The sequence below is a fragment of the Leptospira jelokensis genome, from assembly GCF_004769635.1.
GTDB lineage: Bacteria > Spirochaetota > Leptospiria > Leptospirales > Leptospiraceae > Leptospira_A > Leptospira_A jelokensis.
Window position 1 is genome coordinate 402,401 of the sequence record NZ_RQGH01000011.1, and the last position, 22,836, is coordinate 425,236.

The 22,836-nt window shown below is 40.9% G+C and carries 26 protein-coding genes; 10 read left to right on the plus strand and 16 right to left on the minus strand.

Features of this window, described 5'->3' with window-relative positions; translation table 11 throughout:
• Positions 1-24: 24 nt before the first annotated feature.
• Positions 25-1,347, minus strand: coding sequence for a radical SAM protein (locus EHQ62_RS06345; RefSeq protein ID WP_135641344.1), 1,323 nt, complete (start codon positions 1,345-1,347; stop codon positions 25-27).
• Between the two features lie 258 nt (positions 1,348-1,605).
• Between EHQ62_RS06345 and EHQ62_RS06350 the strand changes: the two genes are divergently transcribed.
• Positions 1,606-2,790 carry a lipoprotein LipL45 gene (locus tag EHQ62_RS06350; protein ID WP_135641345.1) on the plus strand — a complete coding sequence of 395 codons (1,185 nt, stop codon included), beginning with the start codon at positions 1,606-1,608 and terminating at the stop codon, positions 2,788-2,790.
• A 57-nt stretch (positions 2,791-2,847) separates the two neighbouring features.
• Here the strand turns inward: EHQ62_RS06350 and EHQ62_RS06355 are convergent, their stop codons facing one another.
• Positions 2,848-3,144, minus strand: a complete 297-nt coding sequence (locus EHQ62_RS06355; RefSeq protein WP_135641346.1) for a hypothetical protein — start codon at positions 3,142-3,144, stop codon at positions 2,848-2,850.
• A gap of 2 nt (positions 3,145-3,146) precedes the next feature.
• Positions 3,147-4,067 (minus strand): lipoyl synthase, encoded by a 921-nt coding sequence (lipA, locus tag EHQ62_RS06360; protein ID WP_167482846.1) that lies wholly within the window; start codon positions 4,065-4,067, stop codon positions 3,147-3,149.
• Positions 4,068-4,116: 49 nt separating this feature from the next.
• On the opposite strand from lipA, the gene EHQ62_RS06365 reads away from it, so the two are divergent.
• The 3 genes from EHQ62_RS06365 (at position 4,117) to EHQ62_RS06375 (ending at position 6,456) form a co-directional block, all read left to right on the plus strand.
• On the plus strand, positions 4,117-4,860 hold the full coding sequence (locus EHQ62_RS06365) for a pseudouridine synthase (RefSeq protein WP_135641348.1): 744 nt from the start codon (positions 4,117-4,119) through the stop codon (positions 4,858-4,860).
• A 56-nt stretch (positions 4,861-4,916) separates the two neighbouring features.
• Positions 4,917-5,942 (plus strand): DUF1574 domain-containing protein, encoded by a 1,026-nt coding sequence (locus EHQ62_RS06370; protein ID WP_135641349.1) that lies wholly within the window; start codon positions 4,917-4,919, stop codon positions 5,940-5,942.
• Positions 5,943-6,054: 112 nt separating this feature from the next.
• The gene (locus EHQ62_RS06375) at positions 6,055-6,456 is read left to right on the plus strand and encodes an HPP family protein (protein ID WP_425269528.1); all 402 of its coding nucleotides are present in this window, start codon (positions 6,055-6,057) and stop codon (positions 6,454-6,456) included.
• Between the two features lies 1 nt (position 6,457).
• Here the strand turns inward: EHQ62_RS06375 and fsa are convergent, their stop codons facing one another.
• Genes fsa through purN form a run of 5 tightly spaced genes read right to left on the minus strand, consistent with a single transcriptional unit; the run spans position 6,458 to position 10,728 of the window.
• The gene (gene fsa, locus EHQ62_RS06380) at positions 6,458-7,102 is read right to left on the minus strand and encodes a fructose-6-phosphate aldolase (RefSeq protein ID WP_135641351.1); all 645 of its coding nucleotides are present in this window, start codon (positions 7,100-7,102) and stop codon (positions 6,458-6,460) included.
• A gap of 49 nt (positions 7,103-7,151) precedes the next feature.
• Positions 7,152-7,823 carry a hypothetical protein gene (locus tag EHQ62_RS06385; RefSeq protein ID WP_135641352.1) on the minus strand — a complete coding sequence of 224 codons (672 nt, stop codon included), beginning with the start codon at positions 7,821-7,823 and terminating at the stop codon, positions 7,152-7,154.
• A gap of 42 nt (positions 7,824-7,865) precedes the next feature.
• Positions 7,866-8,576 (minus strand): hypothetical protein, encoded by a 711-nt coding sequence (locus EHQ62_RS06390; RefSeq protein ID WP_135641353.1) that lies wholly within the window; start codon positions 8,574-8,576, stop codon positions 7,866-7,868.
• Positions 8,576-10,117 carry a bifunctional phosphoribosylaminoimidazolecarboxamide formyltransferase/IMP cyclohydrolase gene (gene purH / locus EHQ62_RS06395; protein WP_135641354.1) on the minus strand — a complete coding sequence of 514 codons (1,542 nt, stop codon included), beginning with the start codon at positions 10,115-10,117 and terminating at the stop codon, positions 8,576-8,578. The genes EHQ62_RS06390 and purH overlap by 1 nt, the downstream gene beginning before the upstream one ends.
• The gene (gene purN / locus EHQ62_RS06400) at positions 10,114-10,728 is read right to left on the minus strand and encodes a phosphoribosylglycinamide formyltransferase (RefSeq protein WP_135641355.1); all 615 of its coding nucleotides are present in this window, start codon (positions 10,726-10,728) and stop codon (positions 10,114-10,116) included. Before purN ends, purH begins: the two co-directional genes overlap by 4 nt.
• A 77-nt stretch (positions 10,729-10,805) precedes the next feature.
• On the opposite strand from purN, the gene fliS reads away from it, so the two are divergent.
• The 3 genes from fliS to EHQ62_RS06415 are packed head-to-tail and all read left to right on the plus strand — an operon-like array spanning position 10,806 to position 12,252.
• On the plus strand, positions 10,806-11,252 hold the full coding sequence (gene fliS, locus EHQ62_RS06405; protein WP_135641356.1) for a flagellar export chaperone FliS: 447 nt from the start codon (positions 10,806-10,808) through the stop codon (positions 11,250-11,252).
• A 29-nt stretch (positions 11,253-11,281) separates the two neighbouring features.
• Positions 11,282-11,689 carry a flagellar protein FlgN gene (locus EHQ62_RS06410; protein WP_135641357.1) on the plus strand — a complete coding sequence of 136 codons (408 nt, stop codon included), beginning with the start codon at positions 11,282-11,284 and terminating at the stop codon, positions 11,687-11,689.
• A complete protein-coding gene (locus EHQ62_RS06415) occupies positions 11,668-12,252 on the plus strand; it encodes a J domain-containing protein (protein WP_135641358.1) in 585 nt (194 codons plus the stop codon). Before EHQ62_RS06410 ends, EHQ62_RS06415 begins: the two co-directional genes overlap by 22 nt.
• 114 nt (positions 12,253-12,366) lie before the next feature.
• Here the strand turns inward: EHQ62_RS06415 and EHQ62_RS06420 are convergent, their stop codons facing one another.
• From EHQ62_RS06420 to EHQ62_RS06445, 6 genes are all read right to left on the minus strand, one after another.
• A complete protein-coding gene (locus EHQ62_RS06420; protein ID WP_135641359.1) occupies positions 12,367-13,668 on the minus strand; it encodes a TRAP transporter large permease in 1,302 nt (433 codons plus the stop codon).
• A complete protein-coding gene (locus EHQ62_RS06425; protein WP_135641360.1) occupies positions 13,668-14,363 on the minus strand; it encodes a TRAP transporter small permease in 696 nt (231 codons plus the stop codon). Before EHQ62_RS06425 ends, EHQ62_RS06420 begins: the two co-directional genes overlap by 1 nt.
• Before the next feature lie 21 nt (positions 14,364-14,384).
• Positions 14,385-15,392 (minus strand): TRAP transporter substrate-binding protein DctP, encoded by a 1,008-nt coding sequence (dctP, locus tag EHQ62_RS06430; RefSeq protein WP_015675791.1) that lies wholly within the window; start codon positions 15,390-15,392, stop codon positions 14,385-14,387.
• A gap of 20 nt (positions 15,393-15,412) precedes the next feature.
• The gene (locus EHQ62_RS06435; protein WP_135641361.1) at positions 15,413-16,315 is read right to left on the minus strand and encodes a TRAP transporter TatT component family protein; all 903 of its coding nucleotides are present in this window, start codon (positions 16,313-16,315) and stop codon (positions 15,413-15,415) included.
• A gap of 167 nt (positions 16,316-16,482) precedes the next feature.
• On the minus strand, positions 16,483-16,968 hold the full coding sequence (locus EHQ62_RS06440) for an LIC11661 family lipoprotein (RefSeq protein ID WP_244241659.1): 486 nt from the start codon (positions 16,966-16,968) through the stop codon (positions 16,483-16,485).
• A complete protein-coding gene (locus tag EHQ62_RS06445) occupies positions 16,965-17,585 on the minus strand; it encodes a DedA family protein (protein WP_135641363.1) in 621 nt (206 codons plus the stop codon). Before EHQ62_RS06445 ends, EHQ62_RS06440 begins: the two co-directional genes overlap by 4 nt.
• 49 nt (positions 17,586-17,634) lie before the next feature.
• On the opposite strand from EHQ62_RS06445, the gene EHQ62_RS06450 reads away from it, so the two are divergent.
• A complete protein-coding gene (locus tag EHQ62_RS06450) occupies positions 17,635-18,804 on the plus strand; it encodes a deoxyguanosinetriphosphate triphosphohydrolase (protein ID WP_135641364.1) in 1,170 nt (389 codons plus the stop codon).
• Positions 18,805-18,874: 70 nt separating this feature from the next.
• Positions 18,875-19,483 (plus strand): glutathione S-transferase family protein, encoded by a 609-nt coding sequence (locus EHQ62_RS06455; protein WP_135641451.1) that lies wholly within the window; start codon positions 18,875-18,877, stop codon positions 19,481-19,483.
• Between the two features lie 14 nt (positions 19,484-19,497).
• Here the strand turns inward: EHQ62_RS06455 and EHQ62_RS06460 are convergent, their stop codons facing one another.
• Both EHQ62_RS06460 and argC read right to left on the minus strand, forming a co-directional pair.
• Entirely contained in the window at positions 19,498-20,097 is a 600-nt protein-coding gene (locus tag EHQ62_RS06460) for a phosphorylase family protein (RefSeq protein ID WP_135641365.1), read from the minus strand.
• Positions 20,090-21,106, minus strand: coding sequence for an N-acetyl-gamma-glutamyl-phosphate reductase (argC, locus tag EHQ62_RS06465; RefSeq protein ID WP_135641366.1), 1,017 nt, complete (start codon positions 21,104-21,106; stop codon positions 20,090-20,092). Before argC ends, EHQ62_RS06460 begins: the two co-directional genes overlap by 8 nt.
• A gap of 108 nt (positions 21,107-21,214) precedes the next feature.
• Here argC and EHQ62_RS06470 point away from each other — a divergent pair, with 108 nt between their 5' ends.
• Positions 21,215-22,834 carry a sensor histidine kinase gene (locus EHQ62_RS06470; protein ID WP_135641367.1) on the plus strand — a complete coding sequence of 540 codons (1,620 nt, stop codon included), beginning with the start codon at positions 21,215-21,217 and terminating at the stop codon, positions 22,832-22,834.
• The last annotated feature ends 2 nt before the right edge of the window (positions 22,835-22,836 follow it).

Genomic DNA, 22,836 nt, shown 5'->3' on the forward strand with positions numbered 1-22,836 from the left:
GAGGATTCTATTTATGGGAAAGAACTAATTTCGCCCAGAATATCCTATGACATCCATAAAGGCCGAAACGGAAAACACAGCCTTTCCGGGTCCAGGTTCCCCATACCCGGGAGGGGTAGGCAATCCATAAGATTCAAAGGTTTCTTTCCAGGCTCGTAACAATTCACAAAAATAAACAAGAGGTGGCCCTGCTTGTTGGCCAAGGGTTGTGTATGGTTCCGGGCACCATGCAGTGAAACGAGGCACAATCCCTTTGGACATAAAGAAATCTAACCCTTGTTTTGTGGATGTGATGGCTTCTTTTACGGTTTTGAATCCCCAAGGCTCGGAGAGTTCCACTCCACCAACAAAGTTTGGGATTACGTTTTCTGGTCCAAAAACTTCCGCAGAGTCAACTACACGACGGATCCAATTTTCATACCCAATCCAACTTGCTTTCCCTGGGCAAATTTTTTCAAAAAGGTTTTTGTCCCAAACTTCATAATTTGGATGGTAAATTTGAATCCCCACATCTTTGAATTTTTGACAGTCTTCCTTTTCAAAGGCTTGTGCTACAAGTTTCCCCATCCAACGTTTCGGAAATTTTTTTTCAATGGCTTCAGGGTATTGGAGGTAAAAATCCACTTCTGATTTTTTCTTTAAGTTCGTGAGAACAGATCCGCCAGTAATCGTATACACTTTGGCAATTTGGTCTTCCGCATCCACCCAAGACAGTACTTCTAAGATGTCTTCTACATCCTTCACACCTGTGTAAGGGCGTCCTGCTCCTTTTTGTTGGCGGTAGTTGTGGTTGATATCACAGTAGGCGCATTCTTCGTCTTTTCCAAAGTACTGGCAGTTGCGAAACACAGTGAGGTACAATAAGTACCCCCATTCAATCACTGGGGCAATTTCTCCGGGCAGTTTTCCCGATTTTGTTTTGTGTCTGTACCAAGAAGGGATGGGAGGGTATTCGGCAGTGCCAATTTCTGTTTCTTCCAAGAAGAGGGTTGGTTTTCCCTCTTTCAGTTTCATTTTGTACGGTGAGTTTGGGTTGTTCCGAGTGGAAATCACCGTTTTTAAGAGGCCGAAATGCCCACCACTGATCTTTATTTCTTCAGGTGCCTTTGTGTCTGCTCCATCCTTTAGGTCAGCAAGGGGGATATGGTCAAAGGAAAAGATAAAGTAGTCCTTCGATTTGTATGGGTCTTTGACTTGAAAGGCCTCAGGGAAAAAATGAATGCCCTGCCGTAAGATGTCCTGTTTGACAATGGCTTCCATAGGAAGGTCTTTGTAATTTCTTTCCATTTCTTCCAATAAGGAAAGAGAGGAGGCAGGTCTTTGGTTCATTGTAGAGGTTTCAGCCATAATGGGAGTTTTTTTCTTCCTGTATCTTAGACAAAGCGATTTTCCCGAAAAAACTTCGAAAAAGACCCGAAAATCGAAGGTTTCCTACGAAAAACCTGAATATTCGTTTACAAATCCCATCACCAAATTATTTTTTTTCCGAACTAATGAAATTTTTTTCATTCTAGAAAAAAATAGAAAAAAACTGGGAATTTTTGATCTCCTGGTTTGTTGATTAGAGAGTAAGGAAATTAGTATTTCACTAAGGGACAGGAAGATATGAAAGCATCGAAACTAACCATCGTAGGTCTAACGATTCTTTTCACTGGTCTTACAGTTTGTAAGAAACCAGAGGCAGAAGTAACGGAAGCACCGAAAAAACCAGCAGACTTATCTGCGGTTGTCGTATTTGCGGTAGGAGATTCCAAAATCCAACACGCAGACCAAACAGAAGAAAAAGCACAACTAGGTGCTCTTTTGAAAACAGGGGATAATGTAGTCACCGGCGACAATGGAAAAGTAGACATCCAATTTGCAGATGGCTCGAGCATTCGTATCTCTCCAAAGTCCGCAATTGACTTTGCAAAACTTTCACAAGACAACGCGGGAACAACAGACACTCAAATCGCTCTAGTTTCCGGAAAAGTATTTGCGAAAGTAAACAAAGCGAAGAAAGAAGACAACTTCACTGTTGTAACACCAACTGCGATTGCGGGTGTGCGTGGAACTTCTTTCATCGTAGAATCAGCTGATGGAAAACCTGCGAAGGTAAAAGTGGTAGAAGGTGCGGTTGCATTTGCTCCACGAGTTCCTGCATTGGAAAAACTTTCTGAAGAAGAAATTTCAAAGAGTGCTGACCTAAAAAAATTACAGGAAACCATTGCAAAAGCTGAAGTGATCTTAGAAAAAGACCAAGCTTCTACTCAATCTGCAAAATCTGCAGAACTTGCAAAGTCCGCAGACATCCAATCTTTGGATTTATCAAAAGCATTCAAAACTGCTGAGAAAGAAAAACTCGTAGTGGAAAATGCAAAACTCACAAAGAACGAAGAACAAGAAATCAAAACCATCGTAACGGTTGATAAACAAACAGCACAAGAAATTGTGAAACTCAGCGAATCTGCTCAAACTGAAAAACTTGATGAGTTGAAAAAACAAGAGATTGATGCTAAGAAACAATTGATTGAAAAAGAAGTTGCGAAGCGACAAGAAGAAGAGAAGAAAAAATTCGAAGAAACTTTAGCTAGCCAACCAAAAGAATTCAAATCGAAAAAAGACATCATCAACTACTACGAAAGAATTGAAAAAATCGTATTAACTGATGGTAAAACAGTGATCATTGGAGCAATCATCAACCAAGAAAATGGACAACTGATTGTTCACACTGAAAATGGTGTTAAAAAAATTGATATGGATAAAGTGGAAGAAGTCATTTACGACCTCCAACAAAAATCCAAATTCTAAAATAACCACACCCTTACGTAGAAAAGAAGCCTGGAGGGATTTCCCTTCGGGCTTTTTTTATGTACTTTGATTTTTGTATTCGTTCCAAAGAACTCTGATGGCGTTGATCAGGGGGCTCACTTCGATGAGGAGCAAATTGTTTTGGTATTTGACGAGGAGTGTGTTTTGACCGAAGTGGTCCATCTCTCCCCATTCCACTTGCAATTCTGGGTGGTGGGTGAGGGCCTTTTGGATGAGGACCTTCACTTCATAATCAGAGAGAGTATCTTCAATTTCACCCAAGTCATGTAAGATGGATAAAAAAAAAGTTTTGGTCAGTCCTTTCTGAAACTCCTCTAATTCCTCTTCCGTCATACCTACACTGTCGGTAGATTTTCTGTTTTGAAATCAAAATATTCATCTGCATGGTAAGAAGAACGAACAAGTGGACCAGATGCCACTGTTTTGAATCCAATTTGGTAAGCCCTTTCTTTCCAAAAATCAAACACTTCAGGTGCCACAAAGGACTGTACAGGGTAATGAGTCGGACCAGGTTGTAAGTATTGCCCAATGGTCAACATCCGAACACCATGTGCAAATAGATCTTCTAAACAAGTTTTGATATCGAGTTCACTTTCCCCAAGCCCTAAGATCAGTCCACTTTTCGTAACAAATCCATGTTTGGCGATATGGGCCAAAACTTCGAGGGAACGTCGGTAGTTTTTTTGTGGGGTGATGGTTGGAAAAAGACGTTCCACTGTTTCGATGTTGTGGTTGATGATATGGGGTTTGGCGGCATAAAGAATTTGTAAGGATTCTTCCTTTGCTTTGAAATCGGGGATCAAAACTTCAACCGTACAATGTGGTGAGTAGGTTTTGATTTTTTGGATGGTCTCTGCAAAATGATTTGCGCCACCATCCTTTAAATCATCCCGATTGACGGCCGTGAGAACCACATGTTTCAGCCCCAGGGCTTCCACAGACCTTGCCACTTTTTCAGGTTCAGACTGGTCGAGGGATTTCGGTTTGCCAAAGGCAACATCACAGTACTGGCACCGCCTTGTGCAAATATCCCCAGCGAGCATATAGGTTGCGGTTTTTCGGTTCCAACAATGGTTGAGATTGGGGCAACTCGCGGATTCACAAACCGTATGGAGTTCCCTTGTTTCCACCTCAGCTCGCACCACAGACAGTGGGTCAGAATCCTTTGGAAAACTCACTCGCACCTTCATCCAGTCTGGTAAGGCTTTGGTGGGGTTCGTTTGTTTGGAGCGAGGTTTCTTTTTTAATGGATTCATACCTTCTTTAGACTTTTTGAAATGAGGCCCCTTTGTAAAATGGAAAAACATGAGGATCAATGCATTTCTTGCCAAATTAGGTTTAGGTTCCCGACGGAAAGTGGAAGAATTGGTCCTTTCGGGTAGGGTCAAAATCAACGGGAGTACGATCACGGATTTGTCGTTTCAAGTAAAAGACGATGATACCATTCTTTTTGACGGTAAACCTGTGGCAAAACTCGATGCGGACGAGAATCGCCCAAAGATCATTGCCTTCAATAAACCTCCAGGTTTTCTTACCTCACACGAAGACAAACACCACGAAAATACAATTTTTACATTATTACCAGAATCCTTTCAGAAATACAATTATGCGGGTCGACTTGACTTGGATTCGAGGGGACTGATCCTACTTTCCATTGATGGCAACTTCATCCAAAAAGTCACACATCCCAAACATAAAATTGATAAAGAATACATCATCAGTTTAAAACACCCTGTCAGTTGGAAAAAAATTGCCGAAGAATTCTTGTTAGGTGTTAGGGAAGGGGGAGAAACCTTACGTGCATTATCGGTGAAACCTGCCAATGTCATCCCTGAAAATACACAAGTTGGCTTTACGAGTTACCTAAGCATTGTCCTCAAAGAAGGGAAAAAACGGCAAATCAGAAGGATGTTCAAAACAAAAGATTTGGATGTTCTTGATTTGTATCGAATTCGTATTGGAAAGCTGGACTTACGAAATTTCCATTTGGAAGAGGGGAAATACAAGGCAGTCACAGAAGAACAAGTTCTTGGAAATTCCCTTCCTTAAATGAGTTGAAGGATCCACTCGATTCATAAAATGTTGAGGTTAGAGGATTTGTTTTTTTGAAATCAAAACCATTTTTATTTTATCCTTTGGTTCTCTTTTTATTTATCTTTTTGGTAGATAAAATATTTTTATTACCTGTTTTCCACGATGAATTTTTGCAAGCAGGGAATTCTGTTTTTTATTACCAAAGAAAGGTATTACAAGACCGACTCGTTTCCGATCCAACTGCAAAGGAAAAAAAATTAGCCCTTGTATTCGGAGATTCCCGTTCTTATCCTTTCGCAGAAATCGGAATCCCTGAACCACAAAGGAAAGATTGGACCTTATACAATTTTAGTAGCCCACAAGGAATCCCGATGAATTCCCTCATCCAGTTCCAAGGTATTTTGGAAAAAGGGGTCACTCCTGATTTTGTCATCCTATCTTTAAGCCCTGAGGCATTTGATGATTCCAAAGGATTTATTTTATCTCCCTTCCTTCGTATGGGTTGTAACGAAAAATGTATCCAGTTGGTTTGGGACGACATTCCACTCAAAGAAAAGTGGTATTATGTATTGGATCATATTTTTGCAATTCGTAGTGTGGAGTTTAATTTATCGCTTTTTACGTCTCGATTGAAACAAGGAAAATTAAAGGAATACAAGGCAACCCATAACAAAGAATTCCAACTGATCAACTATTCAAAAGGCGAATACTTGATGTATGGGGTTCAATCCAATCCTATCGAAAAAATCAAAAATGATACAGTTCGGATTGGCAATTTGTACATGCGTTCCTATGAAGTAGGTTCTTCCCAACTCCCCTATGTTGAAAAAATCTTAAACATCACAAAAGAGAAAAATATCAAAACACTTGTGATTTGGCCAAAGGTTTTTCCTGAATATTATTCATACTATGAAAAGTTTCATGTAAAAGAAGTTTGGTGGGAACCCATTGAAAAACTCGCAAAATCATACGGTGCTTCCACTTTGAATTGGAATGTACCAGGCACTTGTGATTTATTCAATGATGCCTCTCACCAATCTGCATTTTGTTTTGTGGATCAAATGAAAGAAATTTGGTTAAATTACGCTGAAAAATAGATTCAAAAACATTCCTTATAAAATAAAGGCTCCACTTCGAGCAAAACGAAACAAACTTTCCTTTCGATTTGCCATTTGGAGTTTTGTCAGTAGTACGATCGCCATTTGGTCTATCCTTCTCATTACCAATTTATCAGGGCATAGCCTACTCATTGGATCTTTTGGCGCCACTGCCGTCCTTCTTTTTGCCGTGCCCGACGCACCCTTGTCACAACCCCGAAATTTAATTGGTGGGCATCTTTTGTCAGCAACGATTGCCGTGATCCTCGTACAAACCATCGGAACTAATTTTTTCACATTAGGGCTTTCTGTAGGTCTATCGATTTTTGTGATGTACCTCACACATACCTTACACCCACCAGGTGGTGCAACGGCACTCATTGGTGTGATTGGAGGAGTGGGAGTGGAGTTTATTTTTTTTCCTGTTATGGTGGGAGTGGTTTTATTACTTTTGAATGCACTGGTGGTGAACAATCTAGTACACCACCGGAAGTATCCGGTGGCTTGGTTTTAAATTACCAGTTCAGTTTTTTGGAATCTTCTACGAATTTTGCAAGTCCACTGTCAGTGAGTGGGTGTTTGAATAACATTTCAAAAACAGAATATGGTAATGTTACACAATCTGCACCACGTAATGCCACTTCTTTGAAATGGATGGGGTGGCGAACTGAAGCCGCAAGGATTTGAGTTTCAATTCCGTAGTTGTCATAAATTTCTCTGATTTCGGAAATGAGTTCAAGTCCATCATAACCAACATCATCCAATCTACCGACAAACGGAGAAATGAAACTAGCACCAGCTTTTGCTGCGAGTAGGGCTTGGTTTGCTGTAAAACAAAGTGTAACGTTTGTTTGGATGCCTTTTTCTGCAAAAGCATTCACAGCTTTGATCCCTTCTGGGATGAGTGGAACTTTTACAACAACGTTTTCTGCGATTTTTGATAACTCCAATCCTTCTTTGATCATGGTTGGAGCATCAGTTGCTAGCACTTCCGCACTCACTGGGCCTTTTACGAAACTACAGATTTCTTTGATGACCTCTGTGAATTTGCGACCTGATTTTGCAATGATGGAAGGGTTTGTGGTGATACCGTCAAGTAAGCCTAATTCATGGACCTTTTTAATTTCGTCGATATTGGCTGTGTCTAAAAATAAATTCATTTTGCCTCGTCTGCTTGGTGATCTCACCAAGCCTCACGAGACAGGCTAACTACGGGATTAAATCCCGCAAGGTTTTTGTTTCTTGCACGCTGAAGAAATCTACGTAATCTTTCGCAATGATGTCTCGGATATTGGCAGAAAAGTAATCAATCCGGCGAGTGTAAGGAAGTTTTTTATATCCTTCTCTCCAAACGACAGCAAATCCACCACGAGGAGGATTTTCCCTGCGTTCGACAAGTTCCCAAATGGCAGCACCAGAGACCTTGTCATCCCCAATGGATTCCTTTCTTGGCTTTCCATATTTGGCTTCGAGTTTGGATTTGATTTTTTCGGAAGGGACCAAATTGAAAGTCACACCCACTGAAAAAAGGATTCCATTCTCACGAAACTCAGTTTGCCCATCGATGGTAGGGTCGGTTTCTGGTTGTCCTTCTCGTTTAGGACGAACTTCTTTGAGTAGTTCTGGGGTTTTATAAAAGCGGTATAAATAGAGGATTCCATTGCGACGGATGAGTAAACTCACGTCTTTTTTTTCGTTTAAGATTTCGATTTTCTCTTTGGATTCAGGATTTGTTGCCATCGAAAGGAATTTCTCGCGGATGGATTCAAAAGTCATCCCCCATGAAGCTTCGGCAAATCCATCCAAGGTGTTTGGCATTTCTGTTTGCGAAAATAGATACCCAGGAAAACAAAAAAGGAGGAAAAGCAGATATTTCTTCATACTGTTGTTATCGGCCAGTCTCAAAAAAAAGAGAACTTGTTTCTATTTAAATTCGTCGGAGAAGGGGTCGTCGCCTAGGCCATAGGGCTCGGATTCCTCTGCAAGAGGGTTCTCGTCTTCATCCATTGGGTCCATTCCATAGCTTCCTTCCGCTTCTCCGTCGTCCCCTCTGCCCCAATCCAGATCGGATCCATCACTCGAGTTGGGTTCAAAACTCACTCCGAATATTGACTCCTGGTTCCAAAGGAAAACGAGAACTGGTGCCTGCAAAAAGAAAAGTAACAAGTAAAATAAAAAGTATAAATCTCTGTCCAGTCCGTAGTGGACAGCACCACTCGAAAGATTTCCTAATGCCAGACCCGATAACGCTGGTTTGGTGAGCCCCAAAATCGATCTTCCCTCATATGCTTCTTTGATGATGGGGTAAGAAAAAAACAATGCCAAAAAGAAAATGGGAAGGTGGAAGATATGCTCAAAAATCCCAGGACCTTTTTCTCCTAAAACGGAACCTAAGAAGGACCATAGCCATACAAATAAGGCAGTTCCGAAAAAAACCAAACTACCGTACAAAATGTTTCCACTGGATTCTAAAAGATTCAGGAAGATGCGTAAGACATCCCCCCGAATTTCAGTCAATTCTTCTCGTCTGTAATTGGATTTTGCAGAAAAAAATAATATCTTTGCGTAGTAGGTGAAAACAGCCACTACCAATCCAAAAAAAACGAGAAAGAGTAGGAAAAGGAAAAATTCCATCAGTGGCGGAAATGCCTCATTCCAGTGAAGACCATAATGAGTCCATGTTCATCCGCCGCTTGGATCACTTCCTCATCACGGATGGAACCACCTGGTTGGATGATTGCCTTTGCACCTACTTTTGCAATGGCATCAATTCCATCTCGGAAAGGAAAAAACGCGTCACTGCCCACATAGGAACCGACAACGGAAAGCCCCACTTTTTGTGCTTTCATCGCCCCGAGTTCCACAGAATCCACTCGCGACATTTGGCCCGCTCCAATTCCTAAAGTTGAATTTTGATCTGTATACACAATGGCATTGGATTTGATGAACTTCACACAATTCCATGCAAACATCAAACCTTCCAAATCATCCGCGGTTGGTTGTTTTTTAGAAACAATTTTTAATTTGTCTTTGGTGATCAAATCATAGTCTCTGTTTTGTATGAGAAGTCCATGGTGGAGGGAACGCAAATCTAGTTCATCCAATGCTTCATCAAATTTTGCAATGGGAATCAAACGGATGTTTGGTTTTTTAGAAAAGATTTCGATCGCTTCTTTGGAAAAACTTTCGGCAATCACACCTTCCACAAAGTTTTTTGTGATTTCTTCGGCTGCATCTTTTTCCACACGTCCATGGATTCCGATGATCCCACCAAAGGCTGAAATTGGGTCGGTTTTACGCGCCAGCTCAAATGATTCTAAAACTGTATCACCAAACGCAATCCCACATGGGTTCAGGTGTTTTACGATGGATACTGCATTTTTAGGAAGCAAACTTGCCACATGGAATGCCGCATCAAAATCCAACATATTATTGAACGAAAGTTCTTTCCCTTGTAAGGCTTCAAATTGTGATTTTAAAAACTGAGGTTCGTAAAAGGCCGCGTCCTGGTGTGGGTTTTCACCATAACGAAGTTTTTGTTTTTTGTTGAATGCAAATGTAATTTTGTCTGGGTATTTGATGTCCAAACGTTTGTTGAAGTAGGTAGAGATGGCTGAATCATAAGCGGCAGTTTCAGAAAATACTTTCGCCGCATAACCAAAAGCTGTTTCTCTAGAAATCTTTCCTTGGTTGGCTGTAAATTCAGATTGGAAGGTTTCATAATCTTTTGGATCAGTTAACACCACTACGTTTTTATGGTTTTTTGCCGCCGAACGAAGCATTGACGGACCACCGATATCAATGTTTTCAATGGCATCTTCTAAAGAAACATCCGGTTTCATAACCGTTTTGACAAATGGATATAAGTTAACAATGACGAGAGTAATTGGTACAATTCCATTGGCATCCATTTGTTTGACGTGGTCGGGGTTTGTTGTGTCACCGAGTAGACCGCCATGGATTTTTGGATGGAGGGTTTTCACTCTGCCATGTAAAATTTCTGGAAAACCAGTAAACTCATCTACTTTTTTCACTGCGATGCCAGCTTTTGAGAGGGCATCATAAGTCCCACCAGTGGATAAAATTTCCACGCCATGTTTGGCAAGGAAGGAACAGATTTCAGTGATTCCCGTTTTATCGGAAACGGAAACAAGTGCTCTTTTGATTTGAATCATTTTAGGATTTCTACCTTTCGTTCTTTGATTTTTAATTTATCTTCACAAAACAGTTGTATAGCGAGAGGAAGGATTTTGTGTTCTTCCTTAAGGATTGCCAAGGATAATTCTTTTTCAGTCCATTCAGGTCGAATGGCAATCGCTTTTTGTAAAATGATGGGACCTGTGTCCACACCCTCCGAGACAAAATGGACCGTACAACCAGCCACTTTCACTCCATAATCCAAGGCTTGTTTTTGGGAGTCGAGCCCTGGGAATGCTGGGAGGAGGCTAGGATGGACATTGATGATTTTGTTACGAAACCTTGCGACAAAGTCGGGTTTTAAAATTCTCATATAACCGCAGGCCACGATGAGATCAGGGTCATAGGATTCCACTCCATGCAGTAAATCCCGGTGGTAGTCCAATTTGGAAAGATAGGTGCTGTAGGGGATCACTTTGGTGGAAATCCCGAACTTTTTGGCGAGGGTGAGGGCCTTTGCTTCAGGATTGTCTGTCAAAAGGGCAAGGGGTTCCAACTTTAGCTTTTTTTTTCGGATGAACTCAATGGAAGCCGAAAAATTGGAACCTCGTCCAGAAGCCAAAAAAACAACACGTTTTGTTTTTCCCATGTGATATTCTAAGAATATTCGGATCGGTCATTAAGCAAGTATCCTTTTTGGTCGATGGGAATACTCAGGAGAAAAAAATGTCGCTTGCGAGAAAAACCGGTGCCTCTGCTTACAATGAATACAAAGCCAATGAGATATCTACCGTTAGCCAAATCAAATTGATTGTGATGTTATTTGATGGGGCCATTCGTTTCTTAGGTGTCGCAAAAGACAACATGACTCCTAGAAAGTATGATGTGGTGAACAACAACATCATCAAAACCCAAGACATCATTACAGAACTACTTTTGTCTCTGAATATGGAAGAGGGAAAAGAGGTAGCAAACAACCTTTTGTCACTCTACATTTACTTAAAAAAAAGGCTTCTCGAAGCCAATATGAGAAAAGATAAAGCCATCATCGACGAGTGTATTAAAATCCTCGGGGAATTAAAAAACTCTTGGGAAGAACTCGAAAAAAAAGAACCACAAACGCCCTCGCAAAGTACAGGCCAAAGAACCACTGGAATCTCCATCACTGGTTAAATTTAATTCGCATTCAATAGTCAACTACAATGAAACAAGTATCCTTCCAACAATTACTGCAAAAAAAAATCCAATTGCTTGATTCTTTGATTTCAAACCTAAAAAGGGAAGAAGAACTGCTTTCATATCGAGATGCCGATTCTGCTGTGAAAATTGAATTCAAAAATGAATCCTTGGTCCGGAAGTTAGAAGAATTGGATGCACAAATTTTAGAACACCAAGAAATGGACGTCCATACAGAAGGAGAAATTGCCCTTTCCGAAACAGTATTTTCGAAGTTAGATGAAGCAAGAAACCTCCAACAAAAAGTCCAAGAATTACTTGTATTTGAAATGAATGAGAGTAAAAAAGAGTATTGGGAATTTAGTATCAAACGAAGGCTTAAGTCCCATTTGGTATTCTCCTCTGGTCTTTCATGGACAAAAAACTACTGTTAAATGACTCCCTTCAGTTTTTAGGTTTAAGTTCTGGATTTACGGAAGCAGAATTAAAAGATTCTTATCATCGATTAGCAAAAAAATACCATCCCGATACAGGTGAATTTACAAGTGATGTGATGTTTGTTGAATTGAACAAACATTATGAATCCTTAAAAGAATTCCTCCTCATCCACCCAGAGGATTCTGATATTGAACCAAGTGTTGGAGAAAGGCGTTCTCGGAAGCAGAGGAAATCTCAAAACCAATCAGATTCTGAAGAAGAGACCACCAGTCAAACGGAACCAGGGAAAACCAAACCCTCCAAAGATCCCATTTTCCAAGAATACAAAATGGCAAAAGAGAAGGAAACGGAAGCCATCCTTCGTTATTATGAAAAACGAAACCTACATCCCATTGAACTTTCTAGTTCTTTGAACAAGGAACTCGTACAATTACAAAAAGACTTAGAACCCGTTTTGCAAGTGTATTTGAGCATTACGAAAGAACATCCAACGAGTTTGTGGGCGGCAGATGCCAAGTCTTCTTTGGAACGGTTACGTGTTTGGTGGGGAAAGGCATAAAAAAAGAGCCGAAAAAACTTCAGCTCTTTTCAAATCAATTTGGAAAATCATCCCTTGCCTTAGCACGTTGTCCATGCCAAGGGAGGGAATGATTTTTGGTTCCTTTCAATTTTCTTAAGGGTTCGGTGTTACCGCATCTCCACCAACAAGTCCAAGTGAAATCTCAGGGATCCAACTGATGAGGATGAGACCAATCAGGAAAAGTCCTACAATGGGAGCTACCGATTGGATGACCTTTCCTAACGGTTGTTTGAAGATCCCTGATGCCACAAATAGGTTTACTCCCACAGGAGGAGTGAGGTAACCAATCTCCAAGTTCACAATCATGATGATCCCGAAATGCACTGGATTGATTCCATAATTGATCGCCATGGGAGCAAGGAGCGGAGCAAGCACCAAAATCGCACTCATGATATCCATAAACATCCCTACAATGAGTAAAAGGATATTCACACCGATGAGGAAGGTGACGGGGCTTGAAATGAGTTCAGACATCTTTGCCACGAGGTTTTGTGGGATTTCGTTTTCGATCATAAACTTATTCAAACTCACCGCAAGGATGAGAATGAGGAATAAGATCCCAAGCATCTCGGCACTTTCAGCCATGATCTTTGGAATTTTAGGAAAACTCAATTCTTTGTGGATGAAGACTTCCACGAGGATGGCATAAAAGACGGCGATCGCCGCTGATTCTGTTGCAGTGAAAAATCCAGAGTAAATCCCACCCAAAATTACCACAGGCATCAGGAGGGCAAGGACCCCTTCTTTCCATGCAATCCGAATCTCTGCCCAGTCCCATTTCCCACGACCAACATTTCCAGCGCGGAGCACAGAATAGATCATAAGGAGGGACATGAGTAAAATCCCAGGGCCGATCCCTGCAATGAAAAGATCGGTTACGGAAACTCCCACCATAATGGCATACACGATCATAGGGATACTTGGAGGGATGATGATCCCGAGAGTTCCCCCAGAGGCAAGTAAACCCATTGAAAATTGAGTTGGGTATCCAGCCTTAGTCAGTGAAGGATACATAAGTCCCCCGATCGCAATGAGAGTCACGGGAGAAGATCCAGAGATGGCGGCAAAGATCCCACAAGAGAAAACACCAGCAATCGCAAGGCCTGCAGGAATCGGAGCCGTCATCGCTTGTGCGATACGGATGAGCCTACGTGCAATGCTACCATGGGTCATCAAATTCCCTGCGATGATGAAAAGTGGAATCGCAAGTAGGATTTCCTTATCACCAGCAAAAAACAAATCCCCCACAATGCTATTGAGTTCATGGAAAGACTCAAGTGGTGGGTCTGGTAAAAAGTAATAACAATACACAGTGATGGCACCCATAAGTACGATCAAAGGTTGTCTGAGTAAAATTAACGCAAGTAAGAGTACAAGAATTCCCCAAGAACCCATTAGCGATTCCCTCCTGAATTCGATTCGGAAAGTTCTTTTTCCGCAAGTTCCAAGGCTTCTGTCGCCTCATTGATGTCAGATGGGATGAGTGCTGGAAAAATTCCATAACACAAATGTCGAAACCCCATCGAAATAAAAATATAAGGGAAAATCAATTGGACTTTCCATAAGTGGATTTCTGTTACAGGGTTTACTTCATCTAAGCTGATACTTTCTAAAACATAAATAACGGATAAATATGCTAAGAATAAAAAGAATAGGGCAATCACCCATTGTTCGATGATCTTTACATAATGTAATATTGCTTTTGGTAATACTTTATCAGCAATTTCAGGTCTTAGGTGAGAACCCTTTGCACTTGCAAGGGCAGAACCAAATAAACCACCCCATAACATAAAATAGAGGGACAACTTTTGTGCCCAAATGATCCCACCAAGGCCAAGCCACTCTAAAAAAGAAGAGGTTCCACCATGAATGGATTCTGCTATGTAGACACTCCAATCACCAATGAATCCTGCGACTCCAGTGTTTGGATAGGCTTCCGAGATTTCTAATGTCCAACTTAAAACTTTATCGATGACCTCTCTTTTGGAGACGTCAGCAATCATGAGAAGAGTGAGCAGAAGGAAACAAATTCCCCCTGCCCATTTCTCGCCGAAACTCAAAGTATTTAGAATTCGTTCGACGAATTTCATTTATCTATATCCTACCTTACTCTAACCGCCACAAGCTGCTTTTGCTTTTTGGATTTTATCGTAGATCTGTTTTGATTGACCACCAATTTTTCCAACAACTTGAGTTGCAACGGCATTTCCCGCTGCTTTGAACCCTGCAAGGTCAGACGCCGAAGGTTCATACACTTGCACATCTGCTTTTTTTAGGGTCGCAATCATATTCTTTTCAATGGAACGAACCGCTTGTCTTGCACCTGGAGCCAATTTATTCCCTTCGCCCATCAGTGTTTTCTTTTGTTCGTCGTTCAAAGTGTCCCAATACTTCTTAGAGTAGAGGATGGCTGCTGGTTGGTAGATGTGGCGTGTCAAAGTGAAATATTTGATCGCTGTTTGCCATTCTGCCGCAAGAGTGAAAAGTGGAGTGTTGTCAAAACCTTCTACCACCCCAGTTTGTAAGGAAGGTAATACTTCGGGAATCGCAATCGGAATTCCACTCACTCCAAGTTGTTTCCAATATGCAATGTGAACAGGAGACTCTTGGATTCTGATTTTGATTCCTTTTAAATCTTCTGGTTTTTTGACTGGAGCGGATTTGGTACCAATGGAACGGTATCCGTTTTCTGCCCAAGTAACAAAAATAAGTCCTTTTGATTCAAAAAGTTTTCTAAAGTCTTCTAATAAGTGTTCGTCGAGAACACAATCTGCTTGCGCATAAGAATTGAAGAGATAAGGGATCTCAAGAACGTTCAATTCTTTTACAGTGTTCGCAAGTGCTCCTGCTGTGAGACCAGCTCCTTGCAGTTTTCCTCGGATGACTTGTTGGAGGATTTCGTTTTCTCCACCCATTTGTCCACCAGGATAAATTTTGAATTTGATTTGTCCTTGGGATTCACTCTCGATTTTCTTTTTGATTTTTGCTAACTCGTTTGCCCAAGGTGAACCTTCGGGAGCTACGGTTGCTAGTTTAACAGTTGTTTGGGCAAAAAGACCCCCACTGATCGTGAGGGTAATACTTACACAAACTAAATATTTTAGCTGTTTTAAAAACATCTAGTTCTCCTAGTAATGGTTTATAGTTCGTCGAGAAGTTTTTTCGCTTTTCGTTGTTCTACGATTTGGTCTGCTTCGATTTCAGGTAAAGACGATGCTTTTCCTTTTATTACGAATTCCAATTGTTTTTTGAATTTGTCTTCGTTTCCTTTTAAGCGGCTTTCTGCATAAAGGACACGAACTGCAAAATAGTTCGGGTGTTTTGCAATGGCTTCTTCAAAGTATTTGTCAGCCAATTTTTTGTCGCCCGTAGGGGAGAGAGCATTACTTGCCGCATCATAACGTAATGTTGCTGCATAGAAGTATTCTTTACCCATTGCTTTTTCGATTTCTTTTACGCGGTTTACCATCGCAGAGAATTTAGAACGGTTTGACAATAGAGTTGTGAATCCCACTAAACGAGACCACTTTCCAAGAGATGCATACCTCCAGTAGAGTCCGTCAATATCTTCTGGTCCTAAAACATCGAGAGCTTTCTCGATTTCTAATCCTTCTTTTACCACTTTGTCTCTAAATTTTGGATTCATTGCAAGGGCTGCTTCACACCAGTTCACAGCGGCGTCATAAAATTGGATGGATTCTTCTTTTACCTTTGCATCTTCATCAGCATCACCTGTGAGTTTCAACCAGAGGTGTCCGTCACCCATAAGGTAATTACCACGGCATAACATCACTTTTACGTCAGTGTATTGTGGGTTTTCGATCGCAAATTTTTCTAAACTAACAAGTGCTTGGCGAAGGTCTTGTTCGTTGTGTCTGTTTTTCCAAAGTTTTTCAATATCAGCTGGAAGTTTCGCAGGTGTCGCCGATCGCGTTACGTCCGAGGCAGAGATTTTCACTTGTCTTGATTTTCCACAAGCAACCACAGAAACGAGCACTAGTGTTGCGAGTGCGATTTTTGACCAATTTTTTGTTTGGTTCATTTTTTCATCATCCTCCAAAAATGTTTGGGATTTCTCCCTTTCTATTTGTAGCATCAAAAGGGAATTTTGGGGCAAAATTTTAGAGAAATTCTAAAAAAAGCACAAAGAAATCCCATGATTCCGGAAAAAAATACACGCATTTGACTTAAATGCAAGAAAGTTTTATTTTATGGGACAATAAGCGTATTAGAAGGTGGGGATACTCTGTACGAACTGGTGTTATTGGATAAATTCACCGCAAGTCCCAAAGTGCGAAGGGAAATATGGTTTCCTGGGGTCAAAGTGGCAAAAATCCGACAAGAAACCCCAGCTGTATTGGCGTTTTGTGAAGGATCCACTTCGAAGGTGTATTCAATCGGTTGGACAATGGCTGTTTGGGCCAGTAGGCATTGGGCTCCTTGGTTCAAATCGCTCGGATTTTGCGCAAGTGCTTCCGTTGGCGCCTCAAAAAGCCTGTATCCTTGGAAAATGAGCTCAGGGTTTTGGGCCCTTACCTTGATCGTGAAGTTAGAATTTCCGTTATTTGTGATGGAAATGAGGGTCGGAGGAGCCTGGACCGAGGCTGTTGTGGAATAATTGGTACAAGCTCCCAAAAGCAAAACAAAAAAGAAGGGAAAGGCCAGCCGGTAAAACGAAAAATTGGGTCCGATCATGTTTTGTTTTGTCCTTCGCGGCGTTTTTTCCTCCAAAAGAAGAATCCTATCAGTAAAAGACCAAGTGCCACTAAAACCAAAATGATGGTTTGCCCACTGCGAACCCAAGTCATCAGTTCATCAAAATTATGAGCAAAATAATACCCTAAATACACCCAAATGGGCACGGAGATCAAGGCGGCAAATCCGTCTGTGAGGAGGAATAAAAGGAAACTAATTTGTTTCGATGTGCCTGCGGTAAAAAAAATGGGCATCCGAAGTCCCGGCATAAAACGGCCCACAAAGACAACCCAACGTCCATACTTTTTAAATTGTTCGCGGACTTTATCAAATCGTTCTGGGTGGAGGACGGTGCGTAGTACGGGCAAACTGAGTGCTCTCTCCCCGTAATGACTCCCAAGCCAAAACACAAAACTATCGCCAATCAAAACCCCTGCCATACCGACAAAGAACATCACATGTACATTGGCATACCCAAGCCCAGAGATCACACCACCTGCGGTGAGAGAAATGTCTTCTGGAACAGGAAGCCCAAACCCACAGAGGATCAGAATTCCGAAAACGGCAAAATAACCGTATTGCATAAAAAGGGAAACTAAGGTTTGTAGAAAGTCCATGAGGGATTTATACTGATTTTATGGTTTCGTTGAAAAAGGAAAGAGATTTATGAAGAAAGGGAGAAATGAACTCCTAGCGGAAGAAGAAAAAATCCTTGCACCTTATGCTGTGAGTAGCCGAAATTCTGGCTCTCGCGCGTATGAAGAACCGGAACATCCATACCGATTGCCATTCCAAAGAGACAAAGATCGTATCATCCACTCTCACGCGTTCAAACGTTTGGAATACAAAACCCAAGTGTTTGTGTATTCAGAAGGGGACCATTTTAGAAACCGACTCACCCATACCTTGGAAGTGGCAGGCATTTCGAAAACCATTTCAAAGGTGTTAGGCTTAAATGAAGACTTAAGTGAAACCATTGCTCTGGCACATGATCTTGGCCATTCTCCATTTGGGCATGCAGGGCAAGAAGCCCTTGCGGAACTCATGAAAGATAAGGGAGGGTTTGAACACAACAAACAATCCTTACGAGTGGTGCAAAAACTGGAACGTAGGTATCCGGATTTTCCTGGATTGAACTTATGTGAAGAAACCTTACTTGGCATTATGAAACATGGGGGTGGATACGAAACAACGCAACTACTAGAAGTCAGACGAACCCTTGGTCCATCCCTTGAGGCACTTGTTGTGGATGTATCAGATGAGATTACGTATAGCGCTCATGACACAGAGGATGGATTGGAGAGCGGTTTATTAAAGTTAGAAGATGTGAAACAATTATCGATTTGGAAACGAATTGAATCTAGTTTGCCCAATTCAGAAAAAAAATCAGATTTACATTCACATTCCATCTCAAGGTCCATTGGAAGGGTGTTACTCAATCTAATGGTTTCCGATTTGGTTGATACCACCCACCAAACCTTATCAAAACACAAAATTGAATCCAGAGAGTCAATTGCAAAGGCTTACCAAAATAAAATCAAATTGGTTCATTTTTCAGAAGAATTTCAAAAAGAGTTTACTGAGTTAAAACAGTATTTATTTCAAAATTTATACAGGCATCCAGAAGTCTCGAGGATGAGTGAACGTGGGAAGGAAACAATTTATCTACTCTTCAAACATTTTGAAACCCATCCCGAGTCCATCCCGGAATCGTACAGAAAGAGAGAGGGGGAAGATGGTCGTATGAGAATTATTTGTGATTACATTGCTGGCATGACGGATCGGTATGCAATCGAAAAATTAAAACGAGAAGGGATCTTGTGGTTTCCTTATTGAGTTTTCTCGTATCTCGTTTGGATTGTTGGTTGCTAAAAACAAAAAAAAGTATTAAAAGATCGAGGTTATGATGTACGGACTTTATTCCCATCCCAATTCAACCTATAGCAAACGTGTTCATATTTATTTGAAGTTTCGGAATTTGGAATATGAAACCATCCATGTAGCCCTTGACAAATTGGAGAACCGAAAAAAACCATTTTTATCCATCAATCCCTACGGGAAGGTTCCTGTGTTAAAAGAAGGAGAATTCCTTTTGTCAGAATCATCAGCAATCATACGTTATCTGGAAGAAAAACATAAGTTTGCAAATCCATTGTTTCCTGAAGATCCAAAACAAAGAGCTATTTTAAACCAAATGATCAACCAATGTGAAACAGAGTTTTGTTTTCCCGGGAGTGTGATTTATTTTGCTAAAAAATTTGTTCCAGAAGAAAATTGGGAACCAAAACGAATGAAGGATTCTTCCAAACGGATTGGAAGGCATTTTGATATTATTGAAACTATTTTAGCAAAAGAAAATTATTTGTTTGGGAATCAATTTGGTGTTTTAGAAATTTTATACGCACCCTTTATTGATCATGTTTCGATGATGGAGACGAAGTTACCGAAGCCGGTGGAAGATTGGATTGATAGAGTCCTTCACAATCCTTCCGTGAAACAAGTATTAAAACCATAATACAGTGAAAACTCTCAAGTTTGGTGTTTGAGGAATGATTCCTGCAATTGGTTCGAAGCCTCTCGCCAATTGGTTTGCCACTGAGCCGACCCATTTGGTCCAACCACATTGGTGATCACAAGATAGGCCGTGACTGGGATTTGGAATCGTTCTGCCACTTTTGTGAGACCAAACATTTCCAAATTTTCTACTTGGAAATGTTCCCACATTTTTTTCTTTTCTGCATCTATCTCTTGTAAGGTGATTGTTGTAGGTGCATTGCAGATTGTTTCTGAAAAACTAGGATCAGATTTTAGAGAGTGGAAGGGCGGGTTTGTGGGGAGTTGTTTACCTAATCCAAACAAATCACTGATTTCTTTGGAATGGACTTCTTTTGGAGAGACGATGGCTCCCATTGGATACGAGGACCATGGATACACACCACAAGATCCCAAAAACACAATTTGCTCCACATCAGGATTTTGCAATAGATAACTAGAAACTTGGATGGCTTGTTCTAAATTCCCAATTCCCATGGGTTCCAAATGTGGGAATTTTGATTGCTTACGAAGTAGGTCAATTTCTCCTTCGAAAGCAGATGTAATCAGTGTTTGTTTGTGATTAAACTTAAACAAGACCTTCTGTTTCCGGATACCCAAACATTAAATTTAAATTCTGAAGGGCTTGTCCTGCCGCTCCTTTTTGTAAATTGTCTAAGGCTGAGATGATGGCAAGGGTATTCCCTTTTACTTTGAATCCGATATCCAAAAAGTTTGTGTTTTGGACTTTTTTTAATTCAAGCTCTTCTGGTGTTTTGTACAAACGAAGGAAGGGTTCTCTTTCGGCCACTGACTGGAGTTTTTCTTGGATCTCGGAACTGTCCACTGGCTTTGCAAAGGGAATGTAAATGGCTGTTAGGATCCCTCGGTAAACAGGGAGTAGGTGGGGGGTAAAATGAATTTCTTTTGGTTCACTGCCAACAAAGGCATACTCTTCCATTTCAGGTTCATGTTGGTGGCTGAGTACTTTATATGCTCGAAAGTTTTCATAAACATGGGTGTATGCGAATTGGATTTCTTCTGTCCTGCCACCAGCGCCACTCACACCTGACTTTGCATCCACGATGATTGGGCCGACAATTTGGTTTCGTAGGTTACCAAGGATCGCAATCGGCAAAATGGCAGAAGTAGCAAAACAACCAGGATTTGAAACAAAGTTTGCGTGTTTCAGTTTTTCACGGAAAAGTTCAGGTAACCCAAATACCACCTTGTCCATCCATTCAAATTTTGTGTGTTTGAATTTGTAAGCCACTTCGAATTTCGCTTTGTCATGCAAGCGAAAGGTTCCGGATAAATCGATGACCTTTCGGTTTTGGCCGAGAAATTCCGGTGCCTTTTCCAAAGAAACTTCATTGGGAGTGGCAAGTACGATATGAGCATCCGTAGGGACCGCTGCGTCATGTTTTTGGAAGACAAGGTCTGGCAAATGGCTTAGGTCAGGGAAAACTTCACGGATGTGTTTTCCATCCACTTGGTTGGAAGTGATGTGCACAAGTTGGAAGTTGGGGTGGTGGGCCAGTAAACCAGTGAGCTCTTTGCCAGTCAGTCCGCCGGCACCAATGATTGCGAGTTTAGTTTGTTTCATAAACGGAACCAAGGTCAAGGATTCGGAATGATCCTAGGTTGTCAAACGGCTCTATGAACAAAATGCTTGCTTTTCCGTTGCCTTCGAATTAAATGATTGGACTTCTTTATGGTCACCTCCTCGAGTTTATTACTCCAGTTCGCTAACCAAATGAAATCAAAAGGACTTTTGATTTTGATTTCGATTCGAATGGTGATTGGTTGGATTGGAGTCCTTGCAACATTTCTGAACTTTGGCAAACCCTCCATCTTCATCGCCATCGGTTTTACATTTTATTTCTTTGGCACTTCGTTACTCGGGAAATATATTATCCTAAACAAACAAAAAAATCCCATTGGGAACCGATGGATCATGTTTTGTTTGGGAATTGATTTCTCTGTTTTACTCTTAGGATTTTGTCTGGCAATTTTTGCACATCCTGTTGGGATGAGGGCCTTACCCATCCAAAACTCAATTTTCTTTTCTTTGTTTTTATTATACCAACTTTACATTTCCTTTTTTTTACACAGAACATTTTCCATTGTCATGGGGATCATTGTGAGTTGTGGGTATTTAAGTGTGATTTATTTTGCACACCACCTGGGTGTTGTCATCGATTTTGGATACCAATTGTCACCCCAAGGACCAAACGGAGTACTTTTCATATTAGAAATACTAAAAGTAATTTTTCTAATAGCAAAAACCATTTGTATTGTGAAACTCGTAACTTTTTTACTTGATATATTAGAAAACAATAACCAAAAGTTGGCAACGGAACTCGACGAAAGGGAATCGAGTCTCATCCAGAGTGATCGTTTGGTGACACTTGGTTCCCTTGCTTCCAACGTAGCCCATGAAATTAAAAATCCATTGGCAGGAATTTTATCGATGGTAAACTTTTTATTGGAAGAAGAAAAACGTTTCCTTACCAATCGAGAACCTCTCTGGAAAGAAAAAGAAAAACGGATTGTGTGGAAACACCGAACGAAAAAACAAAAGAGAGAGGAGTTGGATATGATCTTACAACTCTTTTCCTTCCTACCTCGGAATGATGCATTTTATTTAGCAGATCGTTGCATTGATTTAGGCATTGATTATCATAGTTTTGAAGGATTGGGAAGAGAGGAGGGGCGGGATTGGGAGTTTGTTTTTGCTTGGTTAAAATACAAAACGATGGAAAATGCAAATTTGTTAATTTCCAACTCGATCCACAGAACAGAGAAAGTCATTGCAACCTTCCAACAATTTTCAAAACCATTTCAGGATACGGAAAAAGAAGTGGTACGCATTGGTCCTGGCATAAGAGACATTCTGATTTTGTACAACCAGTATCTAGAAATGAATCGGAATTTGAAGACAGAAATTGATGAACGATTGGAAGCGAAAGTAAATGAACCTGCCATCAAATTGGTTTGGTCACATTTGGTGTACAATGCAATCCAAGCCACACCAAACCAATCGGGGGAAATTCAGGTGAAAGTATTCCGCAATCGAGAAAACCAAATTGAAGTGAATTTTACCGATAATGGACCCGGAATTCCGAAACATTTACAGAGTTCCGTATTCCAACCGTTTTTTACGACCAAAGAAAAAGGAGATGGCATTGGCCTTGGACTTTTCATTTGTAAAAACATCATCACCGAACAAGGTGGAACCATTCATTTTCGTTCGGAACCTGGAAACACTACCTTTCGTATTTGTTTGCCAGAATCAAAACGGAAGGATCAGGAAAAGGATGGAAAGGAGTAATC

What these genes read in the sequence shown, in the direction of transcription:
- EHQ62_RS06345 (WP_135641344.1), bottom strand. Translation starts at nt 1,347, where the DNA reads ATGGCTGAAACCTCTACAATGAACCAAAGACCTGCCTCCTCTCTTTCC.
- EHQ62_RS06350 (WP_135641345.1), top strand. Translation starts at nt 1,606, where the DNA reads ATGAAAGCATCGAAACTAACCATCGTAGGTCTAACGATTCTTTTCACT.
- EHQ62_RS06355 (WP_135641346.1), bottom strand. Translation starts at nt 3,144, where the DNA reads ATGACGGAAGAGGAATTAGAGGAGTTTCAGAAAGGACTGACCAAAACT.
- lipA (WP_167482846.1), bottom strand. Translation starts at nt 4,067, where the DNA reads ATGAATCCATTAAAAAAGAAACCTCGCTCCAAACAAACGAACCCCACC.
- EHQ62_RS06365 (WP_135641348.1), top strand. Translation starts at nt 4,117, where the DNA reads ATGAGGATCAATGCATTTCTTGCCAAATTAGGTTTAGGTTCCCGACGG.
- fsa (WP_135641351.1), bottom strand. Translation starts at nt 7,102, where the DNA reads ATGAATTTATTTTTAGACACAGCCAATATCGACGAAATTAAAAAGGTC.
- EHQ62_RS06385 (WP_135641352.1), bottom strand. Translation starts at nt 7,823, where the DNA reads ATGAAGAAATATCTGCTTTTCCTCCTTTTTTGTTTTCCTGGGTATCTA.
- EHQ62_RS06390 (WP_135641353.1), bottom strand. Translation starts at nt 8,576, where the DNA reads ATGGAATTTTTCCTTTTCCTACTCTTTCTCGTTTTTTTTGGATTGGTA.
- purH (WP_135641354.1), bottom strand. Translation starts at nt 10,117, where the DNA reads ATGATTCAAATCAAAAGAGCACTTGTTTCCGTTTCCGATAAAACGGGA.
- purN (WP_135641355.1), bottom strand. Translation starts at nt 10,728, where the DNA reads ATGGGAAAAACAAAACGTGTTGTTTTTTTGGCTTCTGGACGAGGTTCC.
- fliS (WP_135641356.1), top strand. Translation starts at nt 10,806, where the DNA reads ATGTCGCTTGCGAGAAAAACCGGTGCCTCTGCTTACAATGAATACAAA.
- EHQ62_RS06410 (WP_135641357.1), top strand. Translation starts at nt 11,282, where the DNA reads ATGAAACAAGTATCCTTCCAACAATTACTGCAAAAAAAAATCCAATTG.
- EHQ62_RS06415 (WP_135641358.1), top strand. Translation starts at nt 11,668, where the DNA reads ATGGACAAAAAACTACTGTTAAATGACTCCCTTCAGTTTTTAGGTTTA.
- EHQ62_RS06420 (WP_135641359.1), bottom strand. Translation starts at nt 13,668, where the DNA reads ATGGGTTCTTGGGGAATTCTTGTACTCTTACTTGCGTTAATTTTACTC.
- EHQ62_RS06425 (WP_135641360.1), bottom strand. Translation starts at nt 14,363, where the DNA reads ATGAAATTCGTCGAACGAATTCTAAATACTTTGAGTTTCGGCGAGAAA.
- dctP (WP_015675791.1), bottom strand. Translation starts at nt 15,392, where the DNA reads ATGTTTTTAAAACAGCTAAAATATTTAGTTTGTGTAAGTATTACCCTC.
- EHQ62_RS06435 (WP_135641361.1), bottom strand. Translation starts at nt 16,315, where the DNA reads ATGAACCAAACAAAAAATTGGTCAAAAATCGCACTCGCAACACTAGTG.
- EHQ62_RS06440 (WP_244241659.1), bottom strand. Translation starts at nt 16,968, where the DNA reads ATGATCGGACCCAATTTTTCGTTTTACCGGCTGGCCTTTCCCTTCTTT.
- EHQ62_RS06445 (WP_135641363.1), bottom strand. Translation starts at nt 17,585, where the DNA reads ATGGACTTTCTACAAACCTTAGTTTCCCTTTTTATGCAATACGGTTAT.
- EHQ62_RS06450 (WP_135641364.1), top strand. Translation starts at nt 17,635, where the DNA reads ATGAAGAAAGGGAGAAATGAACTCCTAGCGGAAGAAGAAAAAATCCTT.
- EHQ62_RS06455 (WP_135641451.1), top strand. Translation starts at nt 18,875, where the DNA reads ATGTACGGACTTTATTCCCATCCCAATTCAACCTATAGCAAACGTGTT.
- argC (WP_135641366.1), bottom strand. Translation starts at nt 21,106, where the DNA reads ATGAAACAAACTAAACTCGCAATCATTGGTGCCGGCGGACTGACTGGC.
- EHQ62_RS06470 (WP_135641367.1), top strand. Translation starts at nt 21,215, where the DNA reads ATGGTCACCTCCTCGAGTTTATTACTCCAGTTCGCTAACCAAATGAAA.